Source organism: Flavivirga jejuensis (assembly GCF_030540765.1).
Taxonomy (GTDB): Bacteria; Bacteroidota; Bacteroidia; order Flavobacteriales; family Flavobacteriaceae; genus Flavivirga; species Flavivirga jejuensis.
The window spans coordinates 691,594-717,745 of the sequence record NZ_JAUOEL010000002.1; the positions used below are offsets into that span (position 1 = coordinate 691,594).

At 32.0% G+C, this 26,152-nt stretch carries 25 protein-coding genes; 12 read left to right on the forward strand and 13 right to left on the reverse strand.

The features are described from left to right. The first annotated feature begins 42 nt into the window (after nucleotides 1-42). The 5 genes from Q4Q40_RS07865 (at nucleotide 43) to yidD (ending at nucleotide 5,544) form a co-directional block, all read left to right on the forward strand. Entirely contained in the window at nucleotides 43-1,206 is a 1,164-nt protein-coding gene (locus Q4Q40_RS07865; protein ID WP_303301236.1) for a hypothetical protein, read from the forward strand. A gap of 27 nt (nucleotides 1,207-1,233) precedes the next feature. Next, nucleotides 1,234-2,766, forward strand: coding sequence for an OmpP1/FadL family transporter (locus Q4Q40_RS07870; RefSeq protein WP_303301237.1), 1,533 nt, complete (start codon nucleotides 1,234-1,236; stop codon nucleotides 2,764-2,766). 181 nt (nucleotides 2,767-2,947) lie between these two features. Next, nucleotides 2,948-3,625 (forward strand): GTP cyclohydrolase I FolE, encoded by a 678-nt coding sequence (folE, locus tag Q4Q40_RS07875; RefSeq protein WP_303301238.1) that lies wholly within the window; start codon nucleotides 2,948-2,950, stop codon nucleotides 3,623-3,625. 36 nt (nucleotides 3,626-3,661) lie between these two features. Further along, the gene (gene cysS / locus Q4Q40_RS07880; RefSeq protein WP_303301239.1) at nucleotides 3,662-5,146 is read left to right on the forward strand and encodes a cysteine--tRNA ligase; all 1,485 of its coding nucleotides are present in this window, start codon (nucleotides 3,662-3,664) and stop codon (nucleotides 5,144-5,146) included. A 158-nt stretch (nucleotides 5,147-5,304) separates the two neighbouring features. Beyond that, nucleotides 5,305-5,544: a membrane protein insertion efficiency factor YidD gene (gene yidD, locus Q4Q40_RS07885; RefSeq protein WP_303301240.1), complete on the forward strand. Its 240-nt coding sequence runs from the start codon at nucleotides 5,305-5,307 to the stop codon at nucleotides 5,542-5,544. Nucleotides 5,545-5,566: 22 nt separating this feature from the next. On the opposite strand, the gene Q4Q40_RS07890 is transcribed toward yidD, so the two are convergent. From Q4Q40_RS07890 to Q4Q40_RS07905, 4 genes are all read right to left on the reverse strand, one after another. Continuing rightward, nucleotides 5,567-7,030, reverse strand: coding sequence for an aminoacyl-histidine dipeptidase (locus Q4Q40_RS07890; RefSeq protein ID WP_303301241.1), 1,464 nt, complete (start codon nucleotides 7,028-7,030; stop codon nucleotides 5,567-5,569). Nucleotides 7,031-7,409: 379 nt separating this feature from the next. Then, the gene (locus tag Q4Q40_RS07895; RefSeq protein ID WP_303301242.1) at nucleotides 7,410-7,808 is read right to left on the reverse strand and encodes a hypothetical protein; all 399 of its coding nucleotides are present in this window, start codon (nucleotides 7,806-7,808) and stop codon (nucleotides 7,410-7,412) included. Next, a complete protein-coding gene (locus Q4Q40_RS07900) occupies nucleotides 7,786-8,382 on the reverse strand; it encodes an archaeosortase/exosortase family protein (RefSeq protein WP_303301243.1) in 597 nt (198 codons plus the stop codon). The genes Q4Q40_RS07895 and Q4Q40_RS07900 overlap by 23 nt, the downstream gene beginning before the upstream one ends. After that, nucleotides 8,369-8,716: a PID-CTERM protein-sorting domain-containing protein gene (locus Q4Q40_RS07905; protein ID WP_303301244.1), complete on the reverse strand. Its 348-nt coding sequence runs from the start codon at nucleotides 8,714-8,716 to the stop codon at nucleotides 8,369-8,371. The genes Q4Q40_RS07900 and Q4Q40_RS07905 overlap by 14 nt, the downstream gene beginning before the upstream one ends. A 342-nt stretch (nucleotides 8,717-9,058) precedes the next feature. Here Q4Q40_RS07905 and Q4Q40_RS07910 point away from each other — a divergent pair, with 342 nt between their 5' ends. Beyond that, a complete protein-coding gene (locus Q4Q40_RS07910; RefSeq protein WP_303301245.1) occupies nucleotides 9,059-10,126 on the forward strand; it encodes a DUF3810 domain-containing protein in 1,068 nt (355 codons plus the stop codon). Between the two features lie 194 nt (nucleotides 10,127-10,320). Here Q4Q40_RS07910 and Q4Q40_RS07915 read toward each other — a convergent pair whose 3' ends face one another. After that, nucleotides 10,321-12,930 carry a T9SS type A sorting domain-containing protein gene (locus Q4Q40_RS07915; RefSeq protein ID WP_303301246.1) on the reverse strand — a complete coding sequence of 870 codons (2,610 nt, stop codon included), beginning with the start codon at nucleotides 12,928-12,930 and terminating at the stop codon, nucleotides 10,321-10,323. A gap of 38 nt (nucleotides 12,931-12,968) precedes the next feature. On the opposite strand from Q4Q40_RS07915, the gene Q4Q40_RS07920 reads away from it, so the two are divergent. From Q4Q40_RS07920 to Q4Q40_RS07935, 4 genes are all read left to right on the forward strand, one after another. After that, entirely contained in the window at nucleotides 12,969-13,769 is an 801-nt protein-coding gene (locus tag Q4Q40_RS07920) for a TrmH family RNA methyltransferase (RefSeq protein ID WP_303301247.1), read from the forward strand. Nucleotides 13,770-13,834: 65 nt separating this feature from the next. Continuing rightward, the gene (locus Q4Q40_RS07925) at nucleotides 13,835-15,070 is read left to right on the forward strand and encodes a M48 family metallopeptidase (RefSeq protein ID WP_303301248.1); all 1,236 of its coding nucleotides are present in this window, start codon (nucleotides 13,835-13,837) and stop codon (nucleotides 15,068-15,070) included. Nucleotides 15,071-15,121: 51 nt separating this feature from the next. Next, nucleotides 15,122-15,484: a hypothetical protein gene (locus tag Q4Q40_RS07930; protein ID WP_303301249.1), complete on the forward strand. Its 363-nt coding sequence runs from the start codon at nucleotides 15,122-15,124 to the stop codon at nucleotides 15,482-15,484. Nucleotides 15,485-15,759: 275 nt separating this feature from the next. After that, on the forward strand, nucleotides 15,760-17,571 hold the full coding sequence (locus Q4Q40_RS07935) for a DEAD/DEAH box helicase (RefSeq protein ID WP_303301250.1): 1,812 nt from the start codon (nucleotides 15,760-15,762) through the stop codon (nucleotides 17,569-17,571). 105 nt (nucleotides 17,572-17,676) lie between these two features. Here Q4Q40_RS07935 and Q4Q40_RS07940 read toward each other — a convergent pair whose 3' ends face one another. The 3 genes from Q4Q40_RS07940 to Q4Q40_RS07950 all read right to left on the reverse strand — a co-directional run bounded on the left by Q4Q40_RS07940 (nucleotide 17,677) and on the right by Q4Q40_RS07950 (nucleotide 19,872). Then, the gene (locus Q4Q40_RS07940) at nucleotides 17,677-18,057 is read right to left on the reverse strand and encodes a DUF4345 domain-containing protein (RefSeq protein ID WP_303301251.1); all 381 of its coding nucleotides are present in this window, start codon (nucleotides 18,055-18,057) and stop codon (nucleotides 17,677-17,679) included. Nucleotides 18,058-18,116: 59 nt separating this feature from the next. Next, entirely contained in the window at nucleotides 18,117-18,827 is a 711-nt protein-coding gene (locus tag Q4Q40_RS07945; protein WP_303301252.1) for a helix-turn-helix transcriptional regulator, read from the reverse strand. Nucleotides 18,828-18,963: 136 nt separating this feature from the next. Further along, the gene (locus tag Q4Q40_RS07950) at nucleotides 18,964-19,872 is read right to left on the reverse strand and encodes a LysR family transcriptional regulator (RefSeq protein WP_303301253.1); all 909 of its coding nucleotides are present in this window, start codon (nucleotides 19,870-19,872) and stop codon (nucleotides 18,964-18,966) included. A 93-nt stretch (nucleotides 19,873-19,965) separates the two neighbouring features. On the opposite strand from Q4Q40_RS07950, the gene Q4Q40_RS07955 reads away from it, so the two are divergent. Beyond that, nucleotides 19,966-20,565: an NAD(P)H-dependent oxidoreductase gene (locus tag Q4Q40_RS07955; RefSeq protein WP_303301254.1), complete on the forward strand. Its 600-nt coding sequence runs from the start codon at nucleotides 19,966-19,968 to the stop codon at nucleotides 20,563-20,565. A 161-nt stretch (nucleotides 20,566-20,726) separates the two neighbouring features. On the opposite strand, the gene Q4Q40_RS07960 is transcribed toward Q4Q40_RS07955, so the two are convergent. The 4 genes from Q4Q40_RS07960 to Q4Q40_RS07975 form a co-directional block, all read right to left on the reverse strand. Further along, nucleotides 20,727-21,236: a hypothetical protein gene (locus tag Q4Q40_RS07960; RefSeq protein WP_303301255.1), complete on the reverse strand. Its 510-nt coding sequence runs from the start codon at nucleotides 21,234-21,236 to the stop codon at nucleotides 20,727-20,729. Between the two features lie 234 nt (nucleotides 21,237-21,470). Further along, nucleotides 21,471-22,094, reverse strand: a complete 624-nt coding sequence (locus Q4Q40_RS07965) for a JAB domain-containing protein (RefSeq protein WP_303301256.1) — start codon at nucleotides 22,092-22,094, stop codon at nucleotides 21,471-21,473. Nucleotides 22,095-22,138: 44 nt separating this feature from the next. After that, nucleotides 22,139-22,915 (reverse strand): DUF5995 family protein, encoded by a 777-nt coding sequence (locus Q4Q40_RS07970; protein ID WP_303301257.1) that lies wholly within the window; start codon nucleotides 22,913-22,915, stop codon nucleotides 22,139-22,141. Nucleotides 22,916-23,273: 358 nt separating this feature from the next. After that, entirely contained in the window at nucleotides 23,274-23,858 is a 585-nt protein-coding gene (locus Q4Q40_RS07975) for a hypothetical protein (protein WP_303301258.1), read from the reverse strand. Nucleotides 23,859-24,389: 531 nt separating this feature from the next. Between Q4Q40_RS07975 and Q4Q40_RS07980 the strand changes: the two genes are divergently transcribed. Next, nucleotides 24,390-25,166 (forward strand): carboxypeptidase-like regulatory domain-containing protein, encoded by a 777-nt coding sequence (locus Q4Q40_RS07980; RefSeq protein WP_303301259.1) that lies wholly within the window; start codon nucleotides 24,390-24,392, stop codon nucleotides 25,164-25,166. Nucleotides 25,167-25,609: 443 nt separating this feature from the next. On the opposite strand, the gene Q4Q40_RS07985 is transcribed toward Q4Q40_RS07980, so the two are convergent. Then, complete coding sequence (locus tag Q4Q40_RS07985) at nucleotides 25,610-26,137, reverse strand: SRPBCC family protein (RefSeq protein ID WP_303301260.1); 528 nt, start codon at nucleotides 26,135-26,137, stop codon at nucleotides 25,610-25,612. Between the last annotated feature and the right edge of the window lie 15 nt (nucleotides 26,138-26,152).

Here is a 26,152-nt window from a genome sequence, read left to right on the forward strand (position 1 = left end):
ACTAACTATTTTTGTTATGTTCAACAATAAAATTCTAGAGATATGCAATTTATAAGCTACTTAAAAGAAAAAGTGTCATTTGCAGCCATTCTTGGCTTGTTATTTGGTTTAGCCTCATGTGGTTCTTATCAATATGTAGGTGCAAACGATGATGGCATTTATGGTAACACAGTAAGACAAGTAAGCGTTGAAACCCCTCCTCAAGGAAATCATACGGTTGTTGAAATTCCTAATACTTCTAATAGCGATTTCTATCAAAATCATTTTAAAAATAAATCTTTAGAAGCTGAAAATATATTTTCTGATGATGCTGTTTTTACTGATATAGATTCATACGAAGGAAATAACTATGTTGAAAATGATTCTTTAACCAATGACTATCAGGGTTATGCTGGTTGGGGACAAAATAGCAATAGTGTAACTATTAACTATGTTGACAACGGTTGGAATAACTGGGGTTGGAATAACTGGGGCTGGAATGTAGGATTTGGGAATAGATGGAACAATTGGGGATGGAACAACTGGGGTTATAATTCTTTCTGGTGCCCTCCTTTTTATGGAGGTGGATATTATGGTGGCTGGGCATTCAACAGTCCATGGAATTACGGATATTATGGCTCTCGCTATAGAAACTACGGATACAGATACAATAATGGCTATTATGGAAATAACAGATATTATAGCAGAAGAAATGTAGCATATAATGCTAGCAGAAGAGGTAGTTACTACTCAGGTAGATCAAGCAATATAAATAGTAATAACATTAATTCATCTAGACGTAGTAGTGCTGTAAGTAGTACAAACAGAAACTCGGCTACTTCAAAATACAACACATCAAGAAGAAGCACTAGCTCTGTAGCAGCATCAACAAATAGTAGAAGAAGTTATAATTCTAATGGCACTCGCACATATAATAATACTCAAAAAAGAACAGTAACGAGCAGAACACCGTCTACAAATTCGGTAAGAAGATCCTCTTCATCTTCGGTAAGAAGAAGTTCAAGTACCGTTTATAAACAACCTTCTAATACTAGCAGAAGCTCAGGAAACACTTCAAGATCTTATTCATCTTCAAGAAATTCAAGTTACACACCAAGTAGAAGTTCTAGCTCTAGTTCTGGATCTGTTTCAAGATCTTCCTCTAGTAGTCGTAGCTCAGGAAGTAGCAGAAGTTCTGGATCTTCAAGCGGAGGAAGACGTCGTTAAAATTTGAAAAAGAAAAAATACAACTACATGAAAAAGTTACATTTACTGTTCATAGGTTTGCTATCTATGTCAACAATTTACGCGCAAGATATTAGCGATGCCGTAAGATACTCTCAAGATAACATACAAGGAACAGCTCGTTTTAGAGCCCTTAGTGGAGCCTTTGGTGCTTTAGGTGGCGATATGAGTGCGGTTAGTTTAAACCCTGCTGGTTCGGCTGTTTTTAGCAGAAGCCATGCTTCCTTTTCTGCATCAAATATAGATACAGAAAACGACACCCAATACTTTAATGGACTAAGTAATACTAATGATTCTAGTTTTGACATTAACCAAGGTGGAATTGCTTTTGTATTTGCCAGTAATACCAACTCCCCTTGGCGAAAATTTACAATTGCTATTGCTTACGATAGAACGAACAATCATGAAACAAATTGGAGAGCAAGTGGCTTAAATACAAACGATGATGGTAATTTTAGCAATTCCATTGCTAGTTATTTTTATGACTATGCAGATGGCAAAAGGTTAGATGAAATATCAGCTTTTTCAGATGAATCATTAAGCGATGCTTATCGAGATATAGGAGCTTCTTATGGTTTTGAACATCAGCAAGCATTTTTAGGTTTTGAGTCTTTTATCCTTGAACCTGACGATATTGACAACAATGCCAATACAACATATTCTTCCAATGTTAGCTCTGGAAATTTTGATCATGATTATTCTTATTTTGCATCTGGATACAATGGTAAAGTCACATTTAATATAGCGGCTCAACATGAAGATAATTTATATTTAGGGTTAAACTTAAATTCACACTTTATTGACTACCAACGTTCTACTCTATTATTTGAAGACAATTCAAATGCAGGATCTATTGTTAACAGTATAGAATTTGAAGATAACCTATCTACTAGAGGTAATGGTTTCTCTTTTCAATTAGGAACGATACTCAAATTAGCAGATGCGTTTAGAATTGGTCTTACTTACGATTCTCCCACCTGGTATACTATTGAAGAAGAAACAACACAATATTTAGCAACAGTAAGAGAGGATGCTGGCACTAATGCCACGCAAGTTATAAACCCAAACACTGTAAATATTTATCCTCAATACAAACTACAAACACCATCTAAAATAACAGGAAGCTTAGCGTATGTTTTTGGAAAACAAGGATTAATTAGTTTTGATTATTCTCGTAAAGATTATAGTCAAACAGAGTTTAAGCCAGGATTCGATTATACTGATTTAAACACTGGCATTAACGATATATTGACCGATGCTTCTACTTATAAAATTGGTGGTGAGTACAAACACGAACAATTTAGCTTTAGAGGCGGATATCGTTTTGAAGAAAGCCCATATAAAGATGGTATTACTATAGGCGATTTAACGGGCTATTCTTTAGGAATTGGTTATAATTTTGGAAACACAAAATTAGACATTACTTACGATCAATCTGAACGTTCTTTCGAAACCCCTTTATATAATATTGGATTAATTGATACTGCAACTATAGATAGAATAAATTCTAACATAACACTATCATTAAGTTTTAATATATAATATAAATTTAAGATACTCTTAAAAAGGTTTGACTATTAAAATAGTCAAACCTTTTTGTTTTTAATGTAATTAAACTAGTAATAGACAGACAAACACAAGAAAATTAATTGTTTGTTAAGACAAAACATAACAAAAGTGTTTTACTTATCTTTGCAGACTAAAAACACCACTTTTTTAGCTAATGAAAATTGAAAACAACATAGAAGAATTCGAATCTTTAGGAGATGACCATATTGGAACTTCTTCAAACACACCATTAAGAAATGATGCTTTTAAACTTTCTAACGAAGAAAAAATAGACATTATTAAGGATGATGTGCGGCATATTATGGAAACCTTAGGTCTTGATTTATCAGATGATAGTTTAAGCGGTACACCAAACCGTGTTGCTAAAATGTTTGTTAAGGAAATTTTTGGAGGACTAAATCCAAAGAAAAAACCAAAGGCGTCCACTTTTGAGAACAAGTATAAATATGGAGAAATGCTTGTTGAAAAAAACATCACAGTTTATTCAACTTGCGAGCATCATTTACTACCTATAGTTGGGAGAGCTCATATCGCTTATATTTCTAACGGTTCTGTTGTTGGTCTGTCTAAAATGAATCGTATTGTAGATTATTTTGCTAAACGTCCACAAGTTCAAGAACGTTTAACCATACAGGTGGTAAAAGAACTTCAAGAAGTTTTAGACACACAAGATGTTGCTTGTGTTATAGATGCTAAGCATTTGTGCGTTAACTCAAGGGGTATTAGAGATATTGAAAGTAGTACAGTAACTTCAGAATTTGGGGGTAAATTTAAAGAAGAAGCGACTCGTAGAGAATTTTTAGATTATATAAAATTAGATACAAAGTTTTAATTTATTTTTAACCATAACCAAATCATTACAATTAACATGCATCTTTTTCAGCATCAACAAATAAAACTATACAATTCCCTTACTGGTAAAAAAGAAACATTCAAGCCCATTAACGAAGGCTATATAGGCATGTATGTTTGTGGCCCCACTGTTTACAGTAATGTGCACTTAGGTAATGTAAGAACCTTCATGTCTTTCGATATGGTATTTAGGTACTTAAAGCATTTAGGTTACAAAGTACGTTATGTTAGAAATATTACTGATGCTGGTCACTTAGAGAATGATGCCGATGCTGGTGAAGATAAAATCACTAAAAAAGCACGTTTAGAACAAATAGAACCTATGGAAGTTGTACAGCGTTATACTGTAGATTTCCATAACATATTAAATATATTCAATTTTTTACCACCAAGTATAGAGCCTACCGCTACAGGACATATTATTGAGCAAATTGAATTGATAAAAAATATTATAGATAATGGGTTTGCATACGAAGTAAATGGCTCTGTTTATTTTGATGTTCACAAATTCGACGAAACAAACGATTACGGTAAATTAAGTAAACGGAAACTCGATGATTTAATTCATAATACACGTGAATTAGACGGACAAAGCGATAAAAAGAATCCTCAAGATTTTGCGCTTTGGAAAAAAGCAGAACCACAGCATATTATGCGCTGGCCTTCACCCTGGAGTGATGGTTTTCCTGGTTGGCATTTGGAATGTACAGCAATGAGTACCAAATATTTAGGCGACAATTTCGATATTCATGGCGGTGGAATGGATTTAAAATTCCCGCATCACGAATGCGAAATCGCTCAAAATGAAGCTGCTAAAGGAAAATCACCTGTAAACTATTGGATGCATGCTAATATGTTGGAGTTAAACGGACAACGCATGTCTAAAACAACAGGCAATACCGTTAACCCTGATGAATTATTATCTGGAAACAATACATTTTTTAGTAAACCTTATGCACCTAGCGTTATTAGATTTTTTAATGCACAATCATCTTATCGAAGTGTTTTAGATTTAACTGATGATGGTTTGTTAGCAAGTGAAAAAGGATTCTACAGATTGATGGATGCTGTTAATCTTTTAGATGATTTAAAAGCTTCTGAAACATCTAGTATTGATATAAATGCATGGAAACAGACATGTTATGATGCTATGAATGATGATTTTAATACGCCAATTTTAATTTCGCATTTATTTGAAGCTGCAAAATACATCCATCAAATTAAAGAAGGTTCTGAGACAGTATCTTCTGAAGATTTAAACACTTTTAAGAATACCATCAACAGCTTTGTTTTTGATGTGTTAGGCTTAGAAAACACCAGTTCTAATAATGAATCTGGAACCGAAAAACTGTCTGGTGCTGTTAATTTATTAATTAAACTAAGACAAGAAGCTAGAGCCAATAAAGATTTTGCTTTATCTGATAAAATTCGTGATGAATTAGCCGAAGTTGGCATCCAACTTAAAGATGGTAAAGAAGGTACGACTTTCTCTGTAAATTAGTTTTATTGCTTGTCTGCTAAGTTATTTGTTATAAAGCTGTTGGTTTACTTCGACTAATTATTAGAAGGCTTTGTCATTCCTGCAAAGGCAGGAATCCACTTTATAAAAATTAAGTTTTAATTAAAAGATTCCCTCCTACGAGGGAATGATAAATTTAAATGTTAAAAAAACTACTCATTGCACCGTTTCTATTTTTGATAAAAGTGTATCAAACACTTATATCACCATTAACGCCTGCAACTTGTAGATTTCAACCAACATGTTCTCATTATACCAAAGAAGCCTTGCAAAAACATGGTTTATTTAAAGGCGGATGGCTGGCTGTTAAACGTATTTTTAGTTGTCATCCTTGGGGCGGTTCGGGGTATGACCCTGTTCCTGAAAAGGAGGATGATTGAGTTATTTCGACATGACAAAAAATTAATTTTTCTCAGGAATCTCTTTCAATATCTCCAATACAAATTTCCAATATTTTTGAACTGATGAAATCTGAGCACGCTCATCTGGTGAATGTGCCCCTTTAATATTAGGTCCAAAACTTATCATATCCATATCTGGGTAATTCGTTCCTAAAATACCACATTCTAATCCTGCATGACATGCAGCCACATGTGGTTTTGTTCCATTTAGGTCTTCATATAATTTCGCCATAACTTTTAAAATAGCAGAATCCATATTAGGGGTCCATCCAGGATAATCACCAGAGAATTCTACCTCACAGCCTGTTAATTCAAAAGTGGCACGTAACGTATTTGCTAAATCCATTTTAGCACTTTCTACAGACGAACGTGTTAAACAACCTATATAGATATTTCCTTCCTTAACCACTACCCTAGCGATATTGTTTGATGTTTCAACTAATTCTGGAATATCGGCACTCATTCTATATACACCATTACAAGCAGCATATAAAGCGCGTGTTAAACCTTCTTGAACCCCTAAATCCATAATAAATTCTGGTGTGTCACATTTAGAAACGCTAATTTCCAAATCAGGTTCCATCGTTTTCAATTCGGCTTTTATAGCGTCTCTTTGCAGTTTCATTTCTAATAGAAATGCTTCTTCATGAAGCCCATCTATAGTAACCACAGCATTACTTTCTCGTGGAATGGCATTACGCAAACTCCCCCCATCAATCTCAGAAATTCGTAGTCCGAAATTTTCAAAACCATCAAACAACACACGGTTCATTATTTTATTAGCATTCCCCAAGCCTTCATGAATTTGCATACCCGAATGTCCGCCTTGTAAACCTTTAACGGTCACTTGATACCCTACTTTAAATTCTGGTGTTTCTTCCTCATTATAACTTCTAGTAGCAGTAACATCGACACCTCCTGCGCATCCTACGCCAATTTCATCATCTTCTTCCGTATCTAAATTCAAAAGAATACCACCTGTAAGCAAACCTCCTTTTAAACCCATAGCCCCTGTCATGCCTGTTTCCTCATCAATAGTAAACAAAGCTTCAATAGCAGGATGCTCAATAGCTGTACTTTCTAAAATAGCCATGATGGTGGCAACTCCTAATCCGTTATCAGCTCCAAGGGTTGTCCCTTTTGCTCGTACCCAATCGCCCTCTACAAACATATCGATGCCTTGGGTATCAAAATCAAAATTAGTATCACCATTTTTCTGATGCACCATATCTAAATGCGATTGCATAACTATGGTCATTCTATTTTCCATTCCTGGAGTTGCTGGTTTCTTTATAATAACATTCCCAACTTCATCTTCTATGGTTTCTAAACCTAGGTTTTTACCAAAGTTTTTCATAAATGCGATCACCCGTTCTTCTTTTTTCGAAGCACGTGGTACAGCATTTAAATCTGCAAATTTATTCCAAAGTTGTTGTGGTTGAAGTTGTCTTATTTCCGAACTCATTTCTGTCTATTTTCCTTTTGTATTATAATTTACAAAGATACAAATTGAGGTCTACAAAATAAGACTTTGTTCAGCTCATATAATATAACCACTAATAAGATGCTATTTAATCAACAGCGTCCTTTTTAAACCTGAGTTTGATGTAAGAATCGTAGATAAAAGTCAATAAATATGCTAGATTCGACTTATAATTAACATAGACTAGCTGGCTAGTTTATGTTAATTTAAGGAAGAAGATGGTATGTTTAGTGGTTTTTAGCTTGAAATTAGTAAAGTCTCACATATTATAAAGAGCCAGAAACATGCCTACTTAACGTAACAAACTAATAAACAATGCTTTACATGTAAGCCCTCGTTTTTCTTGGGTCGAACTCAGGTTTTAAGCTTTTTTTAAGGTTTTATTAAGTAAGCCCATAGCTATATATAAAACAGGCGAAATTAATATCTCCTGTATGGATAGAGCAAAATCCCTTAAACTCAAGCTTATTTCAAATATAAACCAATCAAACAAACCCAAAAAGGTAATAATACCTAGCCCAGAAATATGAACAAGGTGCCAAAGAGACGACATCCATGTATCTTTTAATTTTCCAAGATGGAACGTCCCAACTAAATAAACTGCTATTGTAACTGAGAATGTAATAACATGTTTTACTTTTCTTGATATTAATAAAGTATTTTTATTTTCTACAAAATATAAATAGAACCAAGAATAAATAATAACAATAAATATAAGTCCTAGTATAAAACGACCTTTATCCGATTTGTAGGGATTCATTTTTAAAATGTATTTTGCGGCAATAGAGCATCCATATCAAAAATGTAGCAGTATATACAGTCGCTTTAAATAAATAATGATGTGCAAATTCGAAGTAGATATAAAAATACTCTCGTAGATAGATTAATCCAACACATCTTAAAATATTTATAATATCAAGGACTATTAATCCTAGAATAATATAAAGTATTTTACGCCAAAATTTAGAAGGCATACAAATAATAAAACCAACGTATAAAGCCATTAATGACAATCCGTTACAAGCATTAGCTATATATAAAACTTTATTGTCATAATGATATATCGCCGAAACCTGATTTTCTTGTGTTTCTCCTGCGTAAACAGAGCTCCATCCTTCAGTTTTTGCAATAAACCCATCCATTGAAGTGAAATTATTTAAAAACTGAACTGAAGATTCTCCAACGTGTGTAGTCAATAGGTGATCTAAAAATTGTGAGTCAAATAAGAAAACACCATAAATAATTTCCCAAGCAATGAAAAGCAATAAGGCTTTTCCTAAGAAAAGCCTTATTGGTAAAGGAATTTTATTTTTTAATAAATTAAAGTTTATCATTTTTATTCCCAAACAATTTTCTGATTCCAAAAGCAGCACCACCTATTAATAAGATACTAAGACCTCCATCTAAAGGAATAGAATCTGGCTTATCTGGTTTATCACATTTACCTTTACACTTACGTGAACCACATTTACGACATCTGTTTTTCTTTTTATCGTTATTCCACCACTTACCAGAAATGGCAATGAAGTTAGAAAGAACAGGAGTCTCACTCGCAGGAATTGTTATCACACTAGCAGAACTTGCATTCATATTAGTAGAAAATGTTAAAGCTAAAAGTAGCATAAAGATACTAATAGTTTTAAAAAGGGTATTAGTCTTGATTTTCATAATTTTAATAGTTTTTTATTTGAAAAGATTGATTATAGCTATTCAAATATATTTTTATTTTTCTCTTGCTAAGAATTTTTTCGATGAATCATAGTTTTTTTCATTTAAACTACTTAAAGCTCTATAAAAACTGTTCAAATTTTATTCTTTAGTTTACTTTATCGTCTAAATCTATCACTTTATAGCATTTTTTTTAATGATATAATTCGCATTTATTTTGCCTTGACTGAAAACGTAATCCACCCAAACTAATTCCAAAAACATATGCGTTTGTGCTGGTTTTTGCTTTTTTTGTCATGTACTTAGTAGAATAATAATTATTTTTTTAGGTACTTTTGATTTATGCTGAAGAAAAAAAAAACAATTATAGCACTTTTAGTCATTCCGCAGTACTTATTAATTAAGTTTTTATCTAACTACCCTGAGTTTATTGAACGATTTTACAGCAATGGATTATACCCTTTAATTTCTAAAATATTTAGGTACACTCTGGGTTGGATGCCTTTTTCGTTTGGGGATTTAATATATACTTTTTCTATTATTTATATAATACGGTGGTTTTATAAAAACAGAAAACGCCTAAAAAAAGATACCAAGCAGTGGTTTATAGATGTATTTTCCGCTATCTCGATTATGTATTTTGCATTTCACTTGTTTTGGGGGTTTAATTACTACCGCTTACCATTACATAAGAGCTTGAATCTGGCTAGTGATTATACAACGGAACAGTTAATTTCTGTAACAGAAAGGTTGATTATAAAATCGAATACCCTTCATTTTAAGATCACTAAAAATGATACCATTAAGGCCGATTTACCTTATAGTAAAAGCGATGTGTTAAAGATGGCACCTGCTGGCTATGAAAATTTGAAACAGCTCTTTCCTCATTTAGAATACCATCCAAAAAGTATAAAAAAATCATTATATAGCTATCCGTTAACTTATATGGGCTTTAGTGGCTATTTGAACCCGTTTACCAACGAAGCACAGGTTAATAGCTTAAATCCTGTTTATAAAGTCCCCACAACAGCTTCTCATGAAATCGCACATCAATTAGGCCATGCTGCCGAAAATGAAGCCAACTTTATTGGGTGTATGGCAGCAATAAACCATGACGATATTTATTTTAAGTATACGGGGTACACCTTTGGGCTCCGCTTTTGCTTAAATGAAATATACAGACGTGATCCTTGTATATATGAAGATATGGTTGCAGATGTTAACAAAGGTATTTTAAAGAACTATAAAGAGGTTCGTAAGTTTTGGGAAGCGCATGAAAATCCTACCGAACCTTTATTTAAATTATTTTATGGTAACTTTTTAAAAGCTAACAATCAAAATAAAGGTATGGAAAGTTATAGCTATGTAGTGGCTTTATTAGTTAATTATTTTGAAACTGAAAGTTTATAGATTTATTCTACAAGTCTGGTTTCTTCTGGAACTTTAAAAGGGAGGCTTTCGTTTTTTTATAAGTGCTTAATTTTCAATCGTTTGTCATTCAGAGCACAGCGAAGAATCTTTATCATTAATCTCTAAAGATTCTTCAGTCGTACCTCCTTCTGAATGAACATTACTATTTGTACAAAAACCGAACCTATATTTGTCTATTCAACAATTAATTTTTGTGCAATTTCGTAAAAGCCATCATTAACCTTTAAAAAATACAGCCCTCTTTTTAAAGAAGATACATTTATTTGGATCGTTTTATTGTATGGTTCCTCTTCCGAGTTTAATATTAATTTTCCTTGAATATTGTATACGCTTACATTTACTTTACTACTAATATTTTTATTAAACCTTAATTCTACAATGTCGTTTGCTGGATTAGGAAACACTAAAAAACTTTGGTTAATTAAATCGGTATTAGAAAGCGTTGTAATAAATTCGGTATTAAATGTATTGGTTATTACAGCTTCATTAAAATCGAAATAAATTTCAGCTGTATTTGGTATAATATCTCCAATATTATATCCTGCTAAAGGCTTTATTTTATAATATACATAACCATGACTATTGGGTTCGTCCATATCCTCACTTGGCAAATGGATATCATCAAACTTCCAATTTAGCTGTGCATCTGTTCTTGTAAAAACATAATCATGACTTGCGCTCAGCATTTTAATGGTCGATTTATCTAATTTCGGATTCAACGTATTATCAATCGATACATTTATCGCATCTGCAGTTCCTACGTTTTGAAATCTTACTGTGTAATATAAATAATCATTGTTATTAAAACTGTCGTAAAAGATATCTGGACCATGAGATTCTGCAATATCATTTGGATCGTATGAGCCTATTACGGTTTCTGATAATACCGACGTGTTATTTTCGGTAGACAAATCGATAACAGAATAAGTCGCTGTGTTAGTTAATAGTGTCCCCAAGCTTGTAGCTACAGGAACATTCATCTCTACCATAACTGTCTTTTGCTCATTAGGTTTTAAATCAACAAAATCTAAAGTAAAACCAGTTGCTGTATTGTTTACAGTATCTCCTATATCAACATTGGTTACGGTATTAAATGTTACTAAAGGGTCATGAACAAACTCCACAGTACCAGAAGAGACTGTTTCTAAGCCTTTATTTTTAATTACTAAATAATTAACATAATCAAACCCTGGTCTTGGTGGTACATAAGAAATTAAATAAACCGCAATATCACCACAATCTTGTGTTTTTGTAACAGGAAAATTATAATTAACCATACTACCATTTGAAACGCTTACTGAGTCGTATGAAACTGTTGTAATATCATAACAAGCATCATACTCTGTAAATATTTCATAACTAATATCGTACGTATTATTTTCGTCATCACTTATAATATTGAATACACCATTTGACGAATATAAAACATGCTCAACTCCATCATTATTTTTCTCGTAGGTTAGAGCGCCATTTAAAAAATTGATTTCATCATTATCAAAAGTAGTGTTAGAATCTGTATCATGAAAAGCATTAACTTCTATAACACCTTTAGCCGAGCAGTCTTGAACGACTAATTGTAACGGTAAAATAGTGAAACAACCATAGCCTTCCATATTTTCAACATCAACATATATGGTTTGAGGGTTAGTGATATTAGTATAATTATCAAATATAGCACTACCATATTCATCGTTTTCATCTGTATAAAAAGAAATATCATATATTATTCCTTCACTATTAATTTGATCATAAATTATAGATAAATCAAATAACGCAAATCCATCACCACTTTCATCATCACAAACTTCATAAGGATCTAAGGCGTTTACTAATGGTGGCGTGAAAATGGAAAAACTAAATGATGTTATTGCATAAGTCCCCCCAATACTTTCATCTACCCGTGCATACATTGTTGTAGAATCCGAAATAATATAAATTTCAGATAATTGATTTTCATTAGCTTCTGCATCAGCTTGTGATAAATAATAGGAAACAGAAGAATTATCTGAGTTTTGGTTTCCCATAATAGCACTATCTAAGCTAGTCAAATCATACTCAATTAAACCATCATAATCTTCATCACAAATATAAATATCACCTGGATTATTAGCTCCAGTAAACCAAACCCTTATTTTAAAAGAAGTAGTCGCCACATAGCTAGAGGTATTATGTACTGCTCTTACAAAAATTGTCTGTGGGTTTCTAGTATTTGAAAAAGCTGTAGGGTTTATTATAGAATTAGTTCCTGTATCTGCATCACTTTCTAATACATGATAAGTTAAAGTATAATCATTTTTATCATTTGTACCACAAAATATATTCGCAGATGTTAAATCGAAAGTAGACAAACCACCAGAATTTGCCTCATAGACTACTAATTCGGGTCTGGGGGTTAATAGCTTTTTAACTTCTATAGGATTTTCTCCTGTTAAAAATTCAATGCTATCAGGAATAATTTTATTTGCTCTATAATAAATAATTTGAGGAGTTGAAACATTTATATAATTCTCTGGATTTATTATAGGATTCGTTTCATTAAGCATATCCTCTTGAGTCGTATAATAAACAATGGAGTGGTACTCTTCTGGCTCTCCTTTATCACTTCTACAAAATGTTGCAAAAGAAAATGAATCTACTAAATTGAATATTGCAAAACCATCATCATTATCATCACAAGCATATATTGGTGTATATCCACAAGGTACTGGAGGCAGGCCTTGAATTTGAGAGTAAACAGTAAAAGATAAAAAAATGAACAGAAAAAAGAGTAATCGTTGTACCATAATTGTAGTAGATTTGTTTAAACAAAAATAGAAAGAAATTGTCTACATTAGTAATAACCAGTACACAAAACCCATTTATTCGACAACTTGCACAATTAAAAGATAAGTCGCGCGAACGTAGAAAAACAGGGCTGTTTTTAATTGAAGGGGAACGTGAGATCTCTTTGGCTTTAAAAGGAAATTACGAACTAGAAACGGTTTTATTTTACCCTGAGTTAATTTCGCAAGAACAACTTAACGACTTAACAAACCAACAAGCCAGCACGATAGAAATTTCTAAAGAGGTATATCAAAAATTAGCCTATCGCGATACTACAGAGGGTGTTTTAGCAGTTGCTAAAAGCAAAGATCATGACATCAATCATTTAGAATTCAGCACTAAAACCCCATTAATTTTAATTGCTGAGGCTCCCGAAAAACCAGGTAATATAGGTGCTATTTTAAGAACTGCTGATGCTGCCAATGTAGATGCCGTTATTATAGCTAATCCAAAAACAGATCTATACAACCCCAATATTATTCGTTCTAGTGTGGGTTGCGTATTTACCAATCAAATTGCAACTGGTAGTACTTCTGAGATTATTACCTTTTTAAAAGAAAATAATATCGATATTTACTGTGCCGCTTTACAAGCGTCGGTAAATTACCACACACAAGATTTCACTAAACCAACCGCTATTATTGTTGGTACAGAAGCTACTGGATTGAGTCATGAATGGCTAGAAAGTTCGACTCAAAATATTATTATTCCCATGCAAGGAGAAATAGATTCCATGAATGTGTCTGTTGCCGCAGGAATTCTTATTTTTGAAGCGAAGAGACAACGGGATTTTTTATAAAAAAAACAAATTCTAAATCCTAACTATTAGAATTTGATATTTTAAATATTGGAATTTAAACAATTATGACATCAACAACTTTATTCTATATTATTATTGCAATTATAATTATCAACTTTTTGGTCGATAAAATCCTGGATGCTTTAAATGCCAGGCATTATAACGATGCACTTCCTAAAGATTTACAGGATGTTTATGATGATACAGAATATAAAAAATCACAAAACTATAAAGCTACTAATTATAAGTTTGGTATTTTAACTTCCACATTTTCTATTCTTTTAACCTTAGGATTTTTACTTTTTGATGGTTTTGAGTTTGTAGATAACATCGCCAGAAGTTACAGCAATAACCCCATTATTATAGCTCTTATTTTCTTTGGTATTATTATGATTGGTAGTGATATTGTTTCAACGCCTTTCTCTTATTACAGCACCTTTGTTATTGAAGAAAAATTTGGCTTTAATAAAACAACACTTAAAATTTTTATTCTTGATAAAATAAAAGGTTGGTTGATGATGGCGATTGTTGGCGGTGGTATTTTAGCACTCATCATTTGGTTTTACCAAGTTACTGGAAATCATTTTTGGTTATATGCCTGGGGAGCAGTTGCTGTATTTACACTGTTTATGAATATGTTTTACTCTAAACTTATAGTACCATTGTTTAATAAACAAACACCTTTAGAGGCAGGAAGTTTACGAGATAAAATATCTGAATATGCACAAACAGTTGGTTTTAAACTCGATAAAATATTTGTGATTGATGGCTCTAAACGTAGCACAAAAGCCAATGCCTATTTTTCTGGGTTTGGTAGCGAAAAACGTGTCACGCTATACGATACTTTAATTAACGATTTAGACGAGGAGGAAATTGTTGCTGTACTAGCACATGAAGTTGGCCATTATAAAAAGAAACATATTATTTTTAATCTGTTTGCTTCCATTTTATTAACAGGATTCACCCTTTTTATTTTGTCGCTTTTTATTTCAAATCCATTATTATCGAATGCATTGGGTGTGGAGATTCCTAGTTTTCATATCGGGTTGATAGCTTTCGGATTATTATACTCCCCTATTTCTGAAATTACGGGTTTAATTATGAATCTGTTTTCTAGAAAATTTGAATACCAAGCAGATGATTATGCCAAAAACACTTATAAAGGAGCCCCTTTAATTACATCGCTTAAAAAGTTATCTAAAAATAGTTTGAGTAATTTAACACCGCATAAAGCTTATGTGTTTATGCATTATTCGCACCCTACTTTATTAGAACGGATTAGAAATTTGAAAAAACAGTAATTTTCAGCGCAACCTTTTGTAATAATATTCATCTACAAATAAATGTTTGTTATGAAAAAGTTAAATCTTATTTTACTCTCTTTTTTAGTCCTTGTTTCTTGTTCAAATGACGATGATAGTAGTCCTTCTTTAAATATTAACGGAACATATACATATAGTATTCCCAATTGTGACAATGGTGGTAATTACGAAATACATTGTGAGCTGTTTGTTATTTTCGTTAATGATACACAAGTAAACCCTATTTCAATTACTGGTGGTGATATTGTTTATCAAACTGACTACACGATAAATAATAACGTTGTCAAATTCAACAAATCATCTGATTTTAATTTCGATGTTTCTTTTGAAATTATAGACAACACTACTCTTAAGCGTATTGAAGATAGTACTATATGGGTGAAAAGCGAGTAAGAACTTGCGTTAACGATTGAACGGCATGTCTGAAATCCTTTTTGTTTTTCTCAAAAAGATTGAGTAGTGAAAGCGTGTTAAAATGCCAAAAAACAACAATAAATCTTCTTCTAAACTTAAAAAGATTCCTTCCTGTGAGGGTATAAAAATAAAAGCTTACCTTTGCGACTTCAAATTCCTCAGAGTGAGGATGTGTTACTAGAAGTTTAGGTTTAAGTATGTCGATTCGCTTCTTTATGTAACACTACATAATAAATCGCATACATATAACAAGAATGAGCACATTCCAAGAATTAGGTCTTAATGACGACCTTTTACACGCAATTACAGATTTAGGTTTTACTAAACCAAGTGAAGTACAAGAAAAAGCAATCCCTATTTTATTAGGTTCTGAAACAGATTTAGTAGCATTAGCACAAACAGGAACTGGAAAAACGGCAGCGTTTGGTTTTCCTATGTTACAAAAAATTAATATTGATAGTAGAACAACTCAAGGTTTGATTTTATCGCCTACACGAGAACTTTGTTTACAGATTACTAACGAAATGAAACAATACGGCAAGTACTGTAAAGGTCTTAACGTTGTTGCTATTTATGGTGGGTCTAGTATTACAGATCAAGCTAGAGAAGTTAAGAGAGGCGCGCAGATTATTGTGGCAACTCCTGGTCGTATGAAGGATATGATTAGCAGACGCATGGTGGACATTTCTAAAATCCAATATTCGGTTTTAGATGAAGCTGATGAAATGCTAAACATGGGTTTTAAAGAAGATATCACCGATATTTTATCACATACACCAGATGAAAAAAATACATGGTTATTTTCGGCAACGATGCCTCGTGAGGTAGCAACTATAGCTAAAAGATTCATGAATGATCCGCAGGAAATAACTGTTGGAAATAAAAACGAAAGTACTTCGAATGTATCTCACGAATATTATTTAGTAAATTCCAGAGATCGTTATCAGGCTTTAAAACGCTTATCGGATGCCAACCCTGATATTTTCTCGGTTGTATTTTGTAGAACTAAACGGGATACACAAAAGGTAGCCGAACAACTTATTGAGGATGGGTACAGTGCAGGCGCTTTACACGGAGATTTAAGTCAGAACCAACGTGATTTGGTAATGAAATCGTTTAGAAACAAACAAATACAAATGTTAGTGGCTACAGATGTTGCTGCTCGTGGTATTGATGTGGATGATATTACCCACGTTGTAAATTACCAATTACCAGACGAAATTGAAACGTATACACACCGTTCTGGACGTACGGGACGTGCTGGTAAAACAGGGGTTTCTATGGTGATTGTTTCTAAAAGTGAGGTACGTAAAATAAAAAGTATTGAACGTATTATTAAACGCCAGTTTGAGAAAAAAAATATTCCGGATGGCGCAGATATTTGTGAAGTACAATTGATGTCTCTTGCTAATAAAATACATAACACAGAGGTTAATCATGAAATTGATAAGCATTTATCAAATATTAATGCATTGTTTGAAGACACAGATAAAGATGAATTGATTAAAAAATTCTTCTCTGTTGAGTTTACACGTTTCTACAACTATTACCAAAAATCTAAAAACTTAAATGTTTCTGATGATGGGGGTCGTGGTCGTGACGGTGGACGTGATTATGGTGGTAAATCGAATTCTACGCGTTATTTTATAAACGTTGGTAGTAAGGATGGTTTTGACTGGATGAAACTAAAAGACTTCTTAAAAGAAGTTTTAGAGTTAGGTAGAGATGATGTATTTAAAGTAGAAGTAAAAGAAAGTTTTTCATTTTTTAATACTGAAAATGAAGCAAAAGAAAAGGTATTAGCTTTCTTCACCGATTATAAACATGAAGGACGTTTTGTTAATGTCGAAATATCTGAAAACAGAGGTGGCGGAAGACGTAACGACAGAAACAGAGGTAGAAGACGTGATGATAGAAAAGGAGGAGGAAGACGCGAGGATAAAAAATATAACTCTGGAAACAGAAACGAAAGACGACGTTCTGATGGTGATTCAAGACCAAGACGTTCAGATTCTTCCTTTAGTAGTGGTTCAAATGCACCTAGACCCAGACGTTCTAGACGTTAGTAATAACTTGTGATAATATATATTAAACACCTAAATATACACAGCTGTATATATTTAGGTGTTTTTTTTATCATATCCTATATTTTTTGTCTTAACCTATTAACCTCAAAAATTTATCAAACAAAAAACATTTGCTGTGCCTAATACAAGTTCAAATAAAATTCCTTGAGTAATTTGTTTGCTTGGTTTACCATCAGCTTTTAAACTGATTAACCTACCAATTGCAAAACCTACAAAAATTAGAGATGCAACAAAGTGAGAAGTAAAAGTTAGCTTTTCAATAAATATCCCGAGTGCAATGATGATTCCTGCAGAAAGCATTACTGCACTAACTCCTCTCATTTCGTTTAATAGGCTAGCATCATTTTCTAGTCTGATTCCTGAACTTTTTAAATAGGTTTTTATTGGATTGCTCAACCTCATTACACCTACAAAGACAAGCATTAAAGCTGATAATGACAAGATTGCGATTTTAATAATTTCCATTTTTAGTTTTTTTAATTAATACTTCTGCAAATGTAAATTGAGGTTGTGACAAAGGTGTGTCAAGGGTATTTCTGATTCTTTACATATTTTTCAAAATATTCTTTAATAGTCATATTGTGAGGCCTAAATGTTTCGCTTTCGGTAACAAGTTTTTCAATAAAATCTATTCTAAAGTGTCTAAAATCATTTCGCAATCGACAAAAAGCTATTAATAGAAAATCTCCATGAATGCTGTAGATAGCAAAAGGCTCAATATTTCGGGTGGTTCGTTTATTTTCGGACGATAAATAGTGCATTGTTAAAACTCTATATTGGGTAATAGCCGATTGTATCTGCATTAGGTTATTACTCGTTTTCGCCTCATTATTGTTACCGCTAAAATAAATTCTGTCTGCCAACAAATCTGCGTTCCCCTTTTGAGAGTATCTTAAAATAGCTTTAATTTTTTCTATGCCGCTAGAAATGTTTTCAACAAACGACGAGTCTTTGTTTTTAATCGCCAATTGTTCCATCGTAATTAATGCATTAGCTTCGTCCTCTGAAAAAAGAACTGGAGGTAGGTGGTATCCCTCCATAATTGAATACCCTCTACCTTCTTCGGTTACAATAGGAATTCCAGATTTTTCAAGTGTGCGAATATCCCGATATATAGTCCTTACACTTACATTATGTCTTTCTGCCAATTGTGTAGCTGTAACAATTCTTTTCGCCTGAAGCTGAGTTAGAATTGCAGTTAATCTCGAAAGTCTTGGTTTCTCTTTTTCTTCCATCTTCGTCGGTTTTTTCTACTTGTTTCCTAATGGTTATAAACGTCAAATTCTATATTTGGAGGACTTTGTTAATATACACAGAACTTTGAAATTAGTACAAATGCCCTATGTTTTTTATACATCTCTGTACAGCGCTTTATAAATTATATTTTAAAGATTCTTCAGTTATTATAGTTTCTATTTTAGTAGTCTCGCTTTTTGTTTTTTGATTCTTTTTTTTAGCAAAGTAAAAAATGTCTTTTAATTGGTTATTATTCTTCCAGATGAGTTTGATATTTCTATTATTTAATTCTTTTTGACATAAAAAACTCGGAATTAAAGCGATTCCTTTACTAGTTTTTAAACACCTAATAATTGAATTCATATTTGGAACAATATAATTAGGCTTGTTATAGTGTTTTTTATTAAAATTTAACAACCAAAATTGTCTTATAAATCCAGTTACATTAGAAGAGCTATACCAAATTTGGTTTTTGAGTCCATTTTCTAATGATTTCCATTTTTCATTCTTAATGTCAGCTTCTATTTTTTCGGTTTCAGTTTCGTTATTAGCAACTAACCATATATTTTGATGAAAAAAAGGAGTATAACTAATGTTTTGATTCTGGTTCTTTTTAGGAGTAATGACCAGGTCTAAAACGCCTTCTTCTAATTCTTTTAACATTTGAGGGTATTCCCCGAAATGTGCTATAATGTCAAAATCAAAATGACTCATATTAGGTTCAAAAAAAGTTTGAAAAACTTCCGAACACATTCCTACACTTATTGTTTGTCTATTACCTGTACCTGTTTTTTTAAAATGTTTTTCTGATTTTTCTAATTTTTGTAATGAATCAGAAATGTAATCATAGAGAATTATTGCTCTTTCCGTAGCAATCATATTTCGAGATGTTCTCTCAAAAAGTTTGTAACCTACATACGATTCTAAAGAACTGATATGTAGACTAACTCCTGGTTGTGAAGAAAAAAGTTTTTTAGAGGCTCTTGTTAAATTACCTTCTTCATATACAGCTTTAAAGGTTCTATACCATTCTAAATTTATCATTACTATTATTTTTATGATACAAATATATGATTTGTATTATTTTAATTATATATGTGCTTACCATAATTTTGTAGAAAATAAAATCAGATATAGATGAAAAATATTTTAATAATAAATGGTTGGCATAACTTTGCTGTTGCAAAAGGAGAATTTAATAAATCTCTATTTACGATTAGCAAAACCTTTTTTAAAGACAAAAATAATTATGAGATTAAAGTAAGTGAAATAAATAAAAATTATGAAGTAGAAAAAGAAGTTTCGAAATTTGTTTGGGCCGATATTATTATTTATCACACACCAATTTGGTGGTTTTCAGTCCCTTTTAGGTTTAAAAGATATTTAGATGAAGTATTAACAGCAGGTTACAGAAATGGGCTTTGGAACAGTGATGGAAGAAGTTTTGATAATCCAAAAATTAACTATGGAACAGATGGCTTATTAAAAGGTAAAAGTTATATATTAACAACAAGTTGGAATGCTCCTAAAGAAGCATTTACCTTACCTAATGAATTGTTTAATCAGTTGAGTGCTGATCATGGTGTTTTATCTGGATTTCATGCAATGAATAGATATTTAGGTTTAAGTTTAATAGAATCTTTACAGTTCCACGATGTTGAAAAAAACGCAAATATTATTGAAGAACTTTACAGGTATAAATTATTTCTAGATAAATATTTTGAAGCTTGTTCTTAATGCTATACAACGGTGGAGTATGAAATATTGGGGAGTTCGTGGACGCTCCCCTATCAACCGATAGAAACCTTGCCAGCGTGCGGTCAATGTCATTAAGCGAGCGGTGCGCTTGGCATACCACTTAAACCCTAATATTTTATACCACGTGCTGGTTGCAGTATTTATTTTTTATTTACTTTCATAATCTTTGCTTCAAGCTTCTTTTTAGGTTTTGGCCCTGTTACTATACATCTAAATCTAATACAAAATTCTTTTTCTTCAATCTTAACAGGAGGGGTTTGCTCATATCTCATGGAATGCAATTGTCTTTCAAAATATAATCTGGGCATTTGTTTAAATAAATCAATTACTTGGTTATCTATTAGCTTGTCAATACTTTTTATAATTCTAAGTTGCGTTGTATCTACAAATCCATTTGCTTTCAATTTAAAATACGCAACAAAATCACCTCTTATACAATCAACAAATAATTCGTTTGGATATTTTATTTTCTCTGTCAAGTATTTACAAATCCTACCTTGTAATGCAGTGTCAATACACTTATTATCTAATGAATCAAGAAAAGAGATTTCAAATCGAGCATAATTACAATTCTCATTCACTTCAGAGTCTTGAGCATAAATCAAATTTGTAAATAGAATCAATATCGAAGTTATAAATATACTTTTCATTATTAATCAGTGTCAATGTTCTTTTCTTAAAATTCTGACTAACGTCTTTTTACCGTTCTGAAAATCAACTATTAATGGTTTAAATTTTAAGTCGTGTGTTTTTCTTTTTTTCGCTAAATAACGTTCGCTAAAAGTAATTATTTGTTTTTTTACAAAGGAAGAAATTACCTAGAGCGTTCCGTATATGGTGTCCAAATATCTTATGAAAGTGTCATGTATTTACCTTGACTGCTTTTATTTTTTTCTAACTCGTAGTTTTTTAACTTCCTCAATGGAAAGTCCTGTTGATGCTGCAATCAATTCGTCATCAGCACCATTTCTTTTTAATTGTTTAGCAATTTCAATCGTATTATTTTTTTTAGCAATTTCTGTTGCTTCTTTTTTAATTCTTTGTTCCAACACGAATTTAGGAACATACTTGGTGCTTTTTTTTAATTCATCAAACAGTCCAACATTAGAAAAACTAAAATAACTTTCATCAGATATTATCAAATGATCAATAACTTCGGTTTTTACAATAATTCCAACTTGAATTAATCTATCGGTTACGTCTTTATCTGCATCCGATGGTTTTAATTCGCCACTCGGGTGATTATGACATAAAACTATTTTTACAGCTCTTTTTTGCAAGGCAAAGCTAAAAACCTCCATGGGGTCTGCTAATGTTTCATTTACAGTTCCTAAACTAATGAGTTCTATAAAAAGAATGCGATTGTTATTTGCCAATCCAAGAACCCAAAAGTGTTCTCTGTTCTGATCAATTTTACCTTCTCGCAATAAAATACGCTGCATGATTCCGTAAATATCATCAGAATTCAGGATCTTAATTTTTTCTTCTTTAGTTAGTTTTATATCCATAGCATAAATGTAAGACTTTTTTCAAAATGGACCCTGTGTTTTTATTAGCGGTTGTTTAATTTATTTTCGATTATCTTTTCCAATTTCTTAATTTTATCTGAAGGTTTTCCCCGTTCTCCTAGTCTTATTATTGTGAATAATAGCGTTATTAAAATACCTGGGCTTACTATTTTTTTTGATAGTTTTGATACTTCAAGATCTTTTAATGCAATCAGCTTTTCTTTTTGTTCGCCATCGCTTTTTACTAATTGGTTTGCGAATTTCCAGGCGCTATCTCTAGCCAGTTTCATACTGAAGTTTATTAAAAAGTCATCTACCTTTTTTGTGAATTTTAAAATTTTTAGTAGCGTAGGCCAGATTTCAGCTAAATCTTTTTGGACTTCACCTACTAGCGTTGCCAATAATTCGTTTATTTTATTAAAATCTGATTCTAATGATTTTATAGTGTTAGCATCTGTTATTTCAGATGCCGCTATGCCCAAATCTAAATTTATATGAGCATTCATTCCTAACAATAAATGCTGCAACACTATTAGCATACCATCTGTCGACGATCTAAAAGCTATTTCCCACGATTTTGTTACTTCCTTTTTTTCTTGATATCCTGAGTATGCTGCTAAGTAGCGATTCGCAAAAATAACGTCCAATTGCTCCATCCTCTTATCGTCATCGAAATAATTTGTGCCTATTTTTTCTTTTATATTTATCGTTACATTTTGATATAAAGCCGCGAAATATCCAAGTGTACTTTCTTCTTTTATGGACTGCTGAATGATTTGCTCTAAATATTCTATGACTTCTTCTATTGTTGTTGCTTTCATTTTTTTGGGGTTTGTTTCGAACTCAAGTTCTTTTCGTTATTGCTTTGCAAAGTCTGTGGTTTCATAGGAATGTTCTATTTAAGAGAGTGCAAAGTTTGAAGCTTTATTCTGCGAGGTTTTAACTCATCTTTTTTAGCATGTTTTAATATTCTTAGACAAATCAATTAATCATTTCTTTGCTTTTCTCATCTTCAACAGATAAAGACAACTATTGGGACATTCTTTCTTTTAGTTAAAAAAATCAAGTAAGTTTTTTGGTTTATCTGACAGATAATGGAATCCTAACAAAATAATATCAATTTGTTTTCATTTGATTTTATATACAACGATTTGAATACCGCCCCTTTTTAATTGGAGTTTATTTTTTGTTATGCTTATTTTCTAGTTTTTTTGTTTCTTCTTTCAATGTTTTGGCTAATTTTATTAAGGCAATATTCATTGCTCTCCATTGCTCAACATCACTGTCATTTTCAATTTTGTCAAACTTTTTCTTGAACTCAATCATTGTCGAAATCACAGGCTGACTTTCTCCATAATAAGGTAAATCTGCCCAATAAAGTTGGTAGTATCTTTTTGACGCTTCTATCCAATCAGGAGTATTATAAGTATTTCTATTTGCAAGTATTGATGTGACTTTAACAGTTTCCCTATATAATTCAATTAGAGCAGACTGCTCTTTAATAAACTTTTCCTCTCCAGAAGCCCATTCAAGAATATGACTATCAGTAGAGAAAATCTTAATTAGCCGTAATTTGCGTAACCACAAATCTGGATCGGGAGTCTCAGTCGCCTGAAGATATGAGTTTAATAGACTCTGTTCTTTCTGAGTTTTAGCTTTATATTTCTCTAACTTTAACTTTCCTATGTCAATTACGAAGAACGTTGCCACCGCCCCAATTGCAGCTACGACCCATTTTAAAAGATTTATCGTTTCAGGTTTCATGTTTTTTGTTGTTAAGTACTGTTATTTATGTTCCAATTCTAAATTCTGGCACAATCCAATCTTTTTCTCAATTCAGTTTTTCTGATATGCAAAAATTTGGATTGTGCCTAACTTGTAAATAAACATAATTGCGTTTATTTTTTATCTGCCTCTTCAAATATAAATAAAAATCCTACAAACTGAATACTTATTACTGAATTTAAACCACTTACAGCAACTCACATAAATCCTCCCTTATTTTAATAAAATTACAACCTAGCCATACCACACAAAAAACACTAAAATCCAAACATTTACAACATTACCAACCCTAAAAACAAATCTATAAATCTATATTCCTGATTAAACTTTTTTGTTAATTTTTAGTCAAATTACAACTTAACTACAGCTTTTGCCGTTTTGTTTAGTATTTTAGCTATTGTATTTAACTTAAAAAAGTAAGTCATAGCAATTAATTTAATATAAATCGTTGATGACGAATGACATCTGACAACCGAAAGGAAGTCTGGTCTTAAAACAATAATATAACTAATGAAAAACTACCTATTTCTTTTTGCTTTGATTTTTACTTCTACTGTTTGTATGGGGCAAGAGGCTGATAAAGTTTTAGGTGTAGTTCTTGATGCATCAAACGATTTACCTCTTGAAAGTGTTAATATTGTTAACCTTAATCAAGTAATTGGTACAACAACCAATAAAGAAGGAAGCTTCGAAATTTCTGCTAAAGTAAACGATACACTACATTTTTCATATTTAGGTTTTAAATCTATAAAGGTAAGAGTTACTAACGACTGGTTAAAGTTTGGAAGTTCTAACATCAAATTAACAGAATCTGCTTTAGCTCTTGAAACAGTGACTGTGAACCAACTAAAATTAACGGGATATTTAGAAGTTGATATAAAGCAATTACCTGTAATTAATAATAATTACCGTTACAGTATTTCTGGATTACCAAGTGCAGGTTATGAAGCTGGCTCTAAAGGAGCCATAACCAAAATTATCGGGTCTATTTTTAACCCTGCCGATTTTTTACATCGTATGTTTGGTAAAAAATCAAACGAATTACGGAAGTTAAAAAAGATGAAGGAAGACGATGAAATTAGAAACTTATTAGCCTCCCGTTTCGATAGAGAAATGCTAACTGTTTTATTACAAGTAGATCGTGTTGATCTAGATGAAATTGTAAGCCAATGTGATTACTCTAAAGGCTTTATACAAACTGCTAACGACTTACAAATACTAGATGCTATTAGTGAGTGTTACGAAGAATACAAACTACTAAGTCGAGGCAGGGGTAAAAGAATTTAGGTCTAAAAACGCTGTGATTCAGAGCAAAGCGAAGAATTTTACTTACTTAAAAATCAAAGAATTAAAAACCATAAAAGATTCTTCAGTCGTTCCTCTTTCTGAATGACACCCGTATTACGTCATTTCATCCGCTAGTTAAAATTTTAACACAGATCTACCATTGACGCGTTCTATAAACAACTAACTTTCAGACACTTGTCATTCAGAGCATTCCGACAATTGTCGGAGTCGAAGAATCTTTATAATTAATCTCTAAAGATTCTTCAGTCGTTCCTCCTCTGAATGACAAACGATTACATATTAAGTATTTATAAAAAACTATCAATGGTAGCAAAGCAAAGAATCTCATTATCCTTTCTTTCAATTAAAACTAGAAACTATTGCCCTATCCATATTAGTCACAGGAATCTCGAACCAACCTACCATATTATTATCCATAATTTCTAATGTTCTAAAATTTCTTTTAAACTCGCTAAACCTTCTTCGAAATCTTTCCCTACATGCTTATCAACATTATATAGTAACATAAAGATATTAGTCGGTATTTTATTAATCCCAGAAAATCCCCAGGTCACTTTTGTTTTTCCATTGCCAACAGTTTCAACACTTGTAACGGCATCAGACTCCGATTTCCAAGGTTTAAAAAAACGTAATCTAGCTTCTACGCGATCATTCTCAACAATATGCGTTATTTCTTGTTCTCCCAAACCTACATCTTTATTACCATCCCATTTGGCTATAAATCCAACGTCACCATCATTACCTACAAATTCTTGTTTCATATCTGGATCTTTCTTTTTCCAAGGCGACCAATTATCTTGATTTTTAATGTACTTTAAATATTGAAATACTTCTGGAAGTGGTTTATTAATTACAATACTTCTATTTACTTGATATTTTTTGGGTGCTATAAGAGCTAAAAGAATAAATAGCACAACAATTGCAAGAATGACATAAAGAACTATATACATGGTTATCAGATTATT

Coding starts and splice junctions, on each gene's coding strand:
- Q4Q40_RS07975 (WP_303301258.1), bottom strand. CDS start 23,858: ATGAAACCTGAAACGATAAATCTTTTAAAATGGGTCGTAGCTGCAATT.
- Q4Q40_RS07870 (WP_303301237.1), top strand. CDS start 1,234: ATGAAAAAGTTACATTTACTGTTCATAGGTTTGCTATCTATGTCAACA.
- Q4Q40_RS07900 (WP_303301243.1), bottom strand. CDS start 8,382: ATGATAAACTTTAATTTATTAAAAAATAAAATTCCTTTACCAATAAGG.
- Q4Q40_RS07970 (WP_303301257.1), bottom strand. CDS start 22,915: ATGAAAGCAACAACAATAGAAGAAGTCATAGAATATTTAGAGCAAATC.
- Q4Q40_RS07925 (WP_303301248.1), top strand. CDS start 13,835: ATGACATCAACAACTTTATTCTATATTATTATTGCAATTATAATTATC.
- folE (WP_303301238.1), top strand. CDS start 2,948: ATGAAAATTGAAAACAACATAGAAGAATTCGAATCTTTAGGAGATGAC.
- Q4Q40_RS07985 (WP_303301260.1), bottom strand. CDS start 26,137: ATGTATATAGTTCTTTATGTCATTCTTGCAATTGTTGTGCTATTTATT.
- Q4Q40_RS07955 (WP_303301254.1), top strand. CDS start 19,966: ATGAAAAATATTTTAATAATAAATGGTTGGCATAACTTTGCTGTTGCA.
- Q4Q40_RS07950 (WP_303301253.1), bottom strand. CDS start 19,872: ATGATAAATTTAGAATGGTATAGAACCTTTAAAGCTGTATATGAAGAA.
- Q4Q40_RS07935 (WP_303301250.1), top strand. CDS start 15,760: ATGAGCACATTCCAAGAATTAGGTCTTAATGACGACCTTTTACACGCA.
- Q4Q40_RS07890 (WP_303301241.1), bottom strand. CDS start 7,030: ATGAGTTCGGAAATAAGACAACTTCAACCACAACAACTTTGGAATAAA.
- cysS (WP_303301239.1), top strand. CDS start 3,662: ATGCATCTTTTTCAGCATCAACAAATAAAACTATACAATTCCCTTACT.
- Q4Q40_RS07930 (WP_303301249.1), top strand. CDS start 15,122: ATGAAAAAGTTAAATCTTATTTTACTCTCTTTTTTAGTCCTTGTTTCT.
- Q4Q40_RS07960 (WP_303301255.1), bottom strand. CDS start 21,236: ATGAAAAGTATATTTATAACTTCGATATTGATTCTATTTACAAATTTG.
- Q4Q40_RS07940 (WP_303301251.1), bottom strand. CDS start 18,057: ATGGAAATTATTAAAATCGCAATCTTGTCATTATCAGCTTTAATGCTT.
- Q4Q40_RS07980 (WP_303301259.1), top strand. CDS start 24,390: ATGAAAAACTACCTATTTCTTTTTGCTTTGATTTTTACTTCTACTGTT.
- Q4Q40_RS07905 (WP_303301244.1), bottom strand. CDS start 8,716: ATGAAAATCAAGACTAATACCCTTTTTAAAACTATTAGTATCTTTATG.
- yidD (WP_303301240.1), top strand. CDS start 5,305: ATGTTAAAAAAACTACTCATTGCACCGTTTCTATTTTTGATAAAAGTG.
- Q4Q40_RS07915 (WP_303301246.1), bottom strand. CDS start 12,930: ATGGTACAACGATTACTCTTTTTTCTGTTCATTTTTTTATCTTTTACT.
- Q4Q40_RS07945 (WP_303301252.1), bottom strand. CDS start 18,827: ATGGAAGAAAAAGAGAAACCAAGACTTTCGAGATTAACTGCAATTCTA.
- Q4Q40_RS07895 (WP_303301242.1), bottom strand. CDS start 7,808: ATGAATCCCTACAAATCGGATAAAGGTCGTTTTATACTAGGACTTATA.
- Q4Q40_RS07865 (WP_303301236.1), top strand. CDS start 43: ATGCAATTTATAAGCTACTTAAAAGAAAAAGTGTCATTTGCAGCCATT.
- Q4Q40_RS07910 (WP_303301245.1), top strand. CDS start 9,059: ATGCTGAAGAAAAAAAAAACAATTATAGCACTTTTAGTCATTCCGCAG.
- Q4Q40_RS07965 (WP_303301256.1), bottom strand. CDS start 22,094: ATGGATATAAAACTAACTAAAGAAGAAAAAATTAAGATCCTGAATTCT.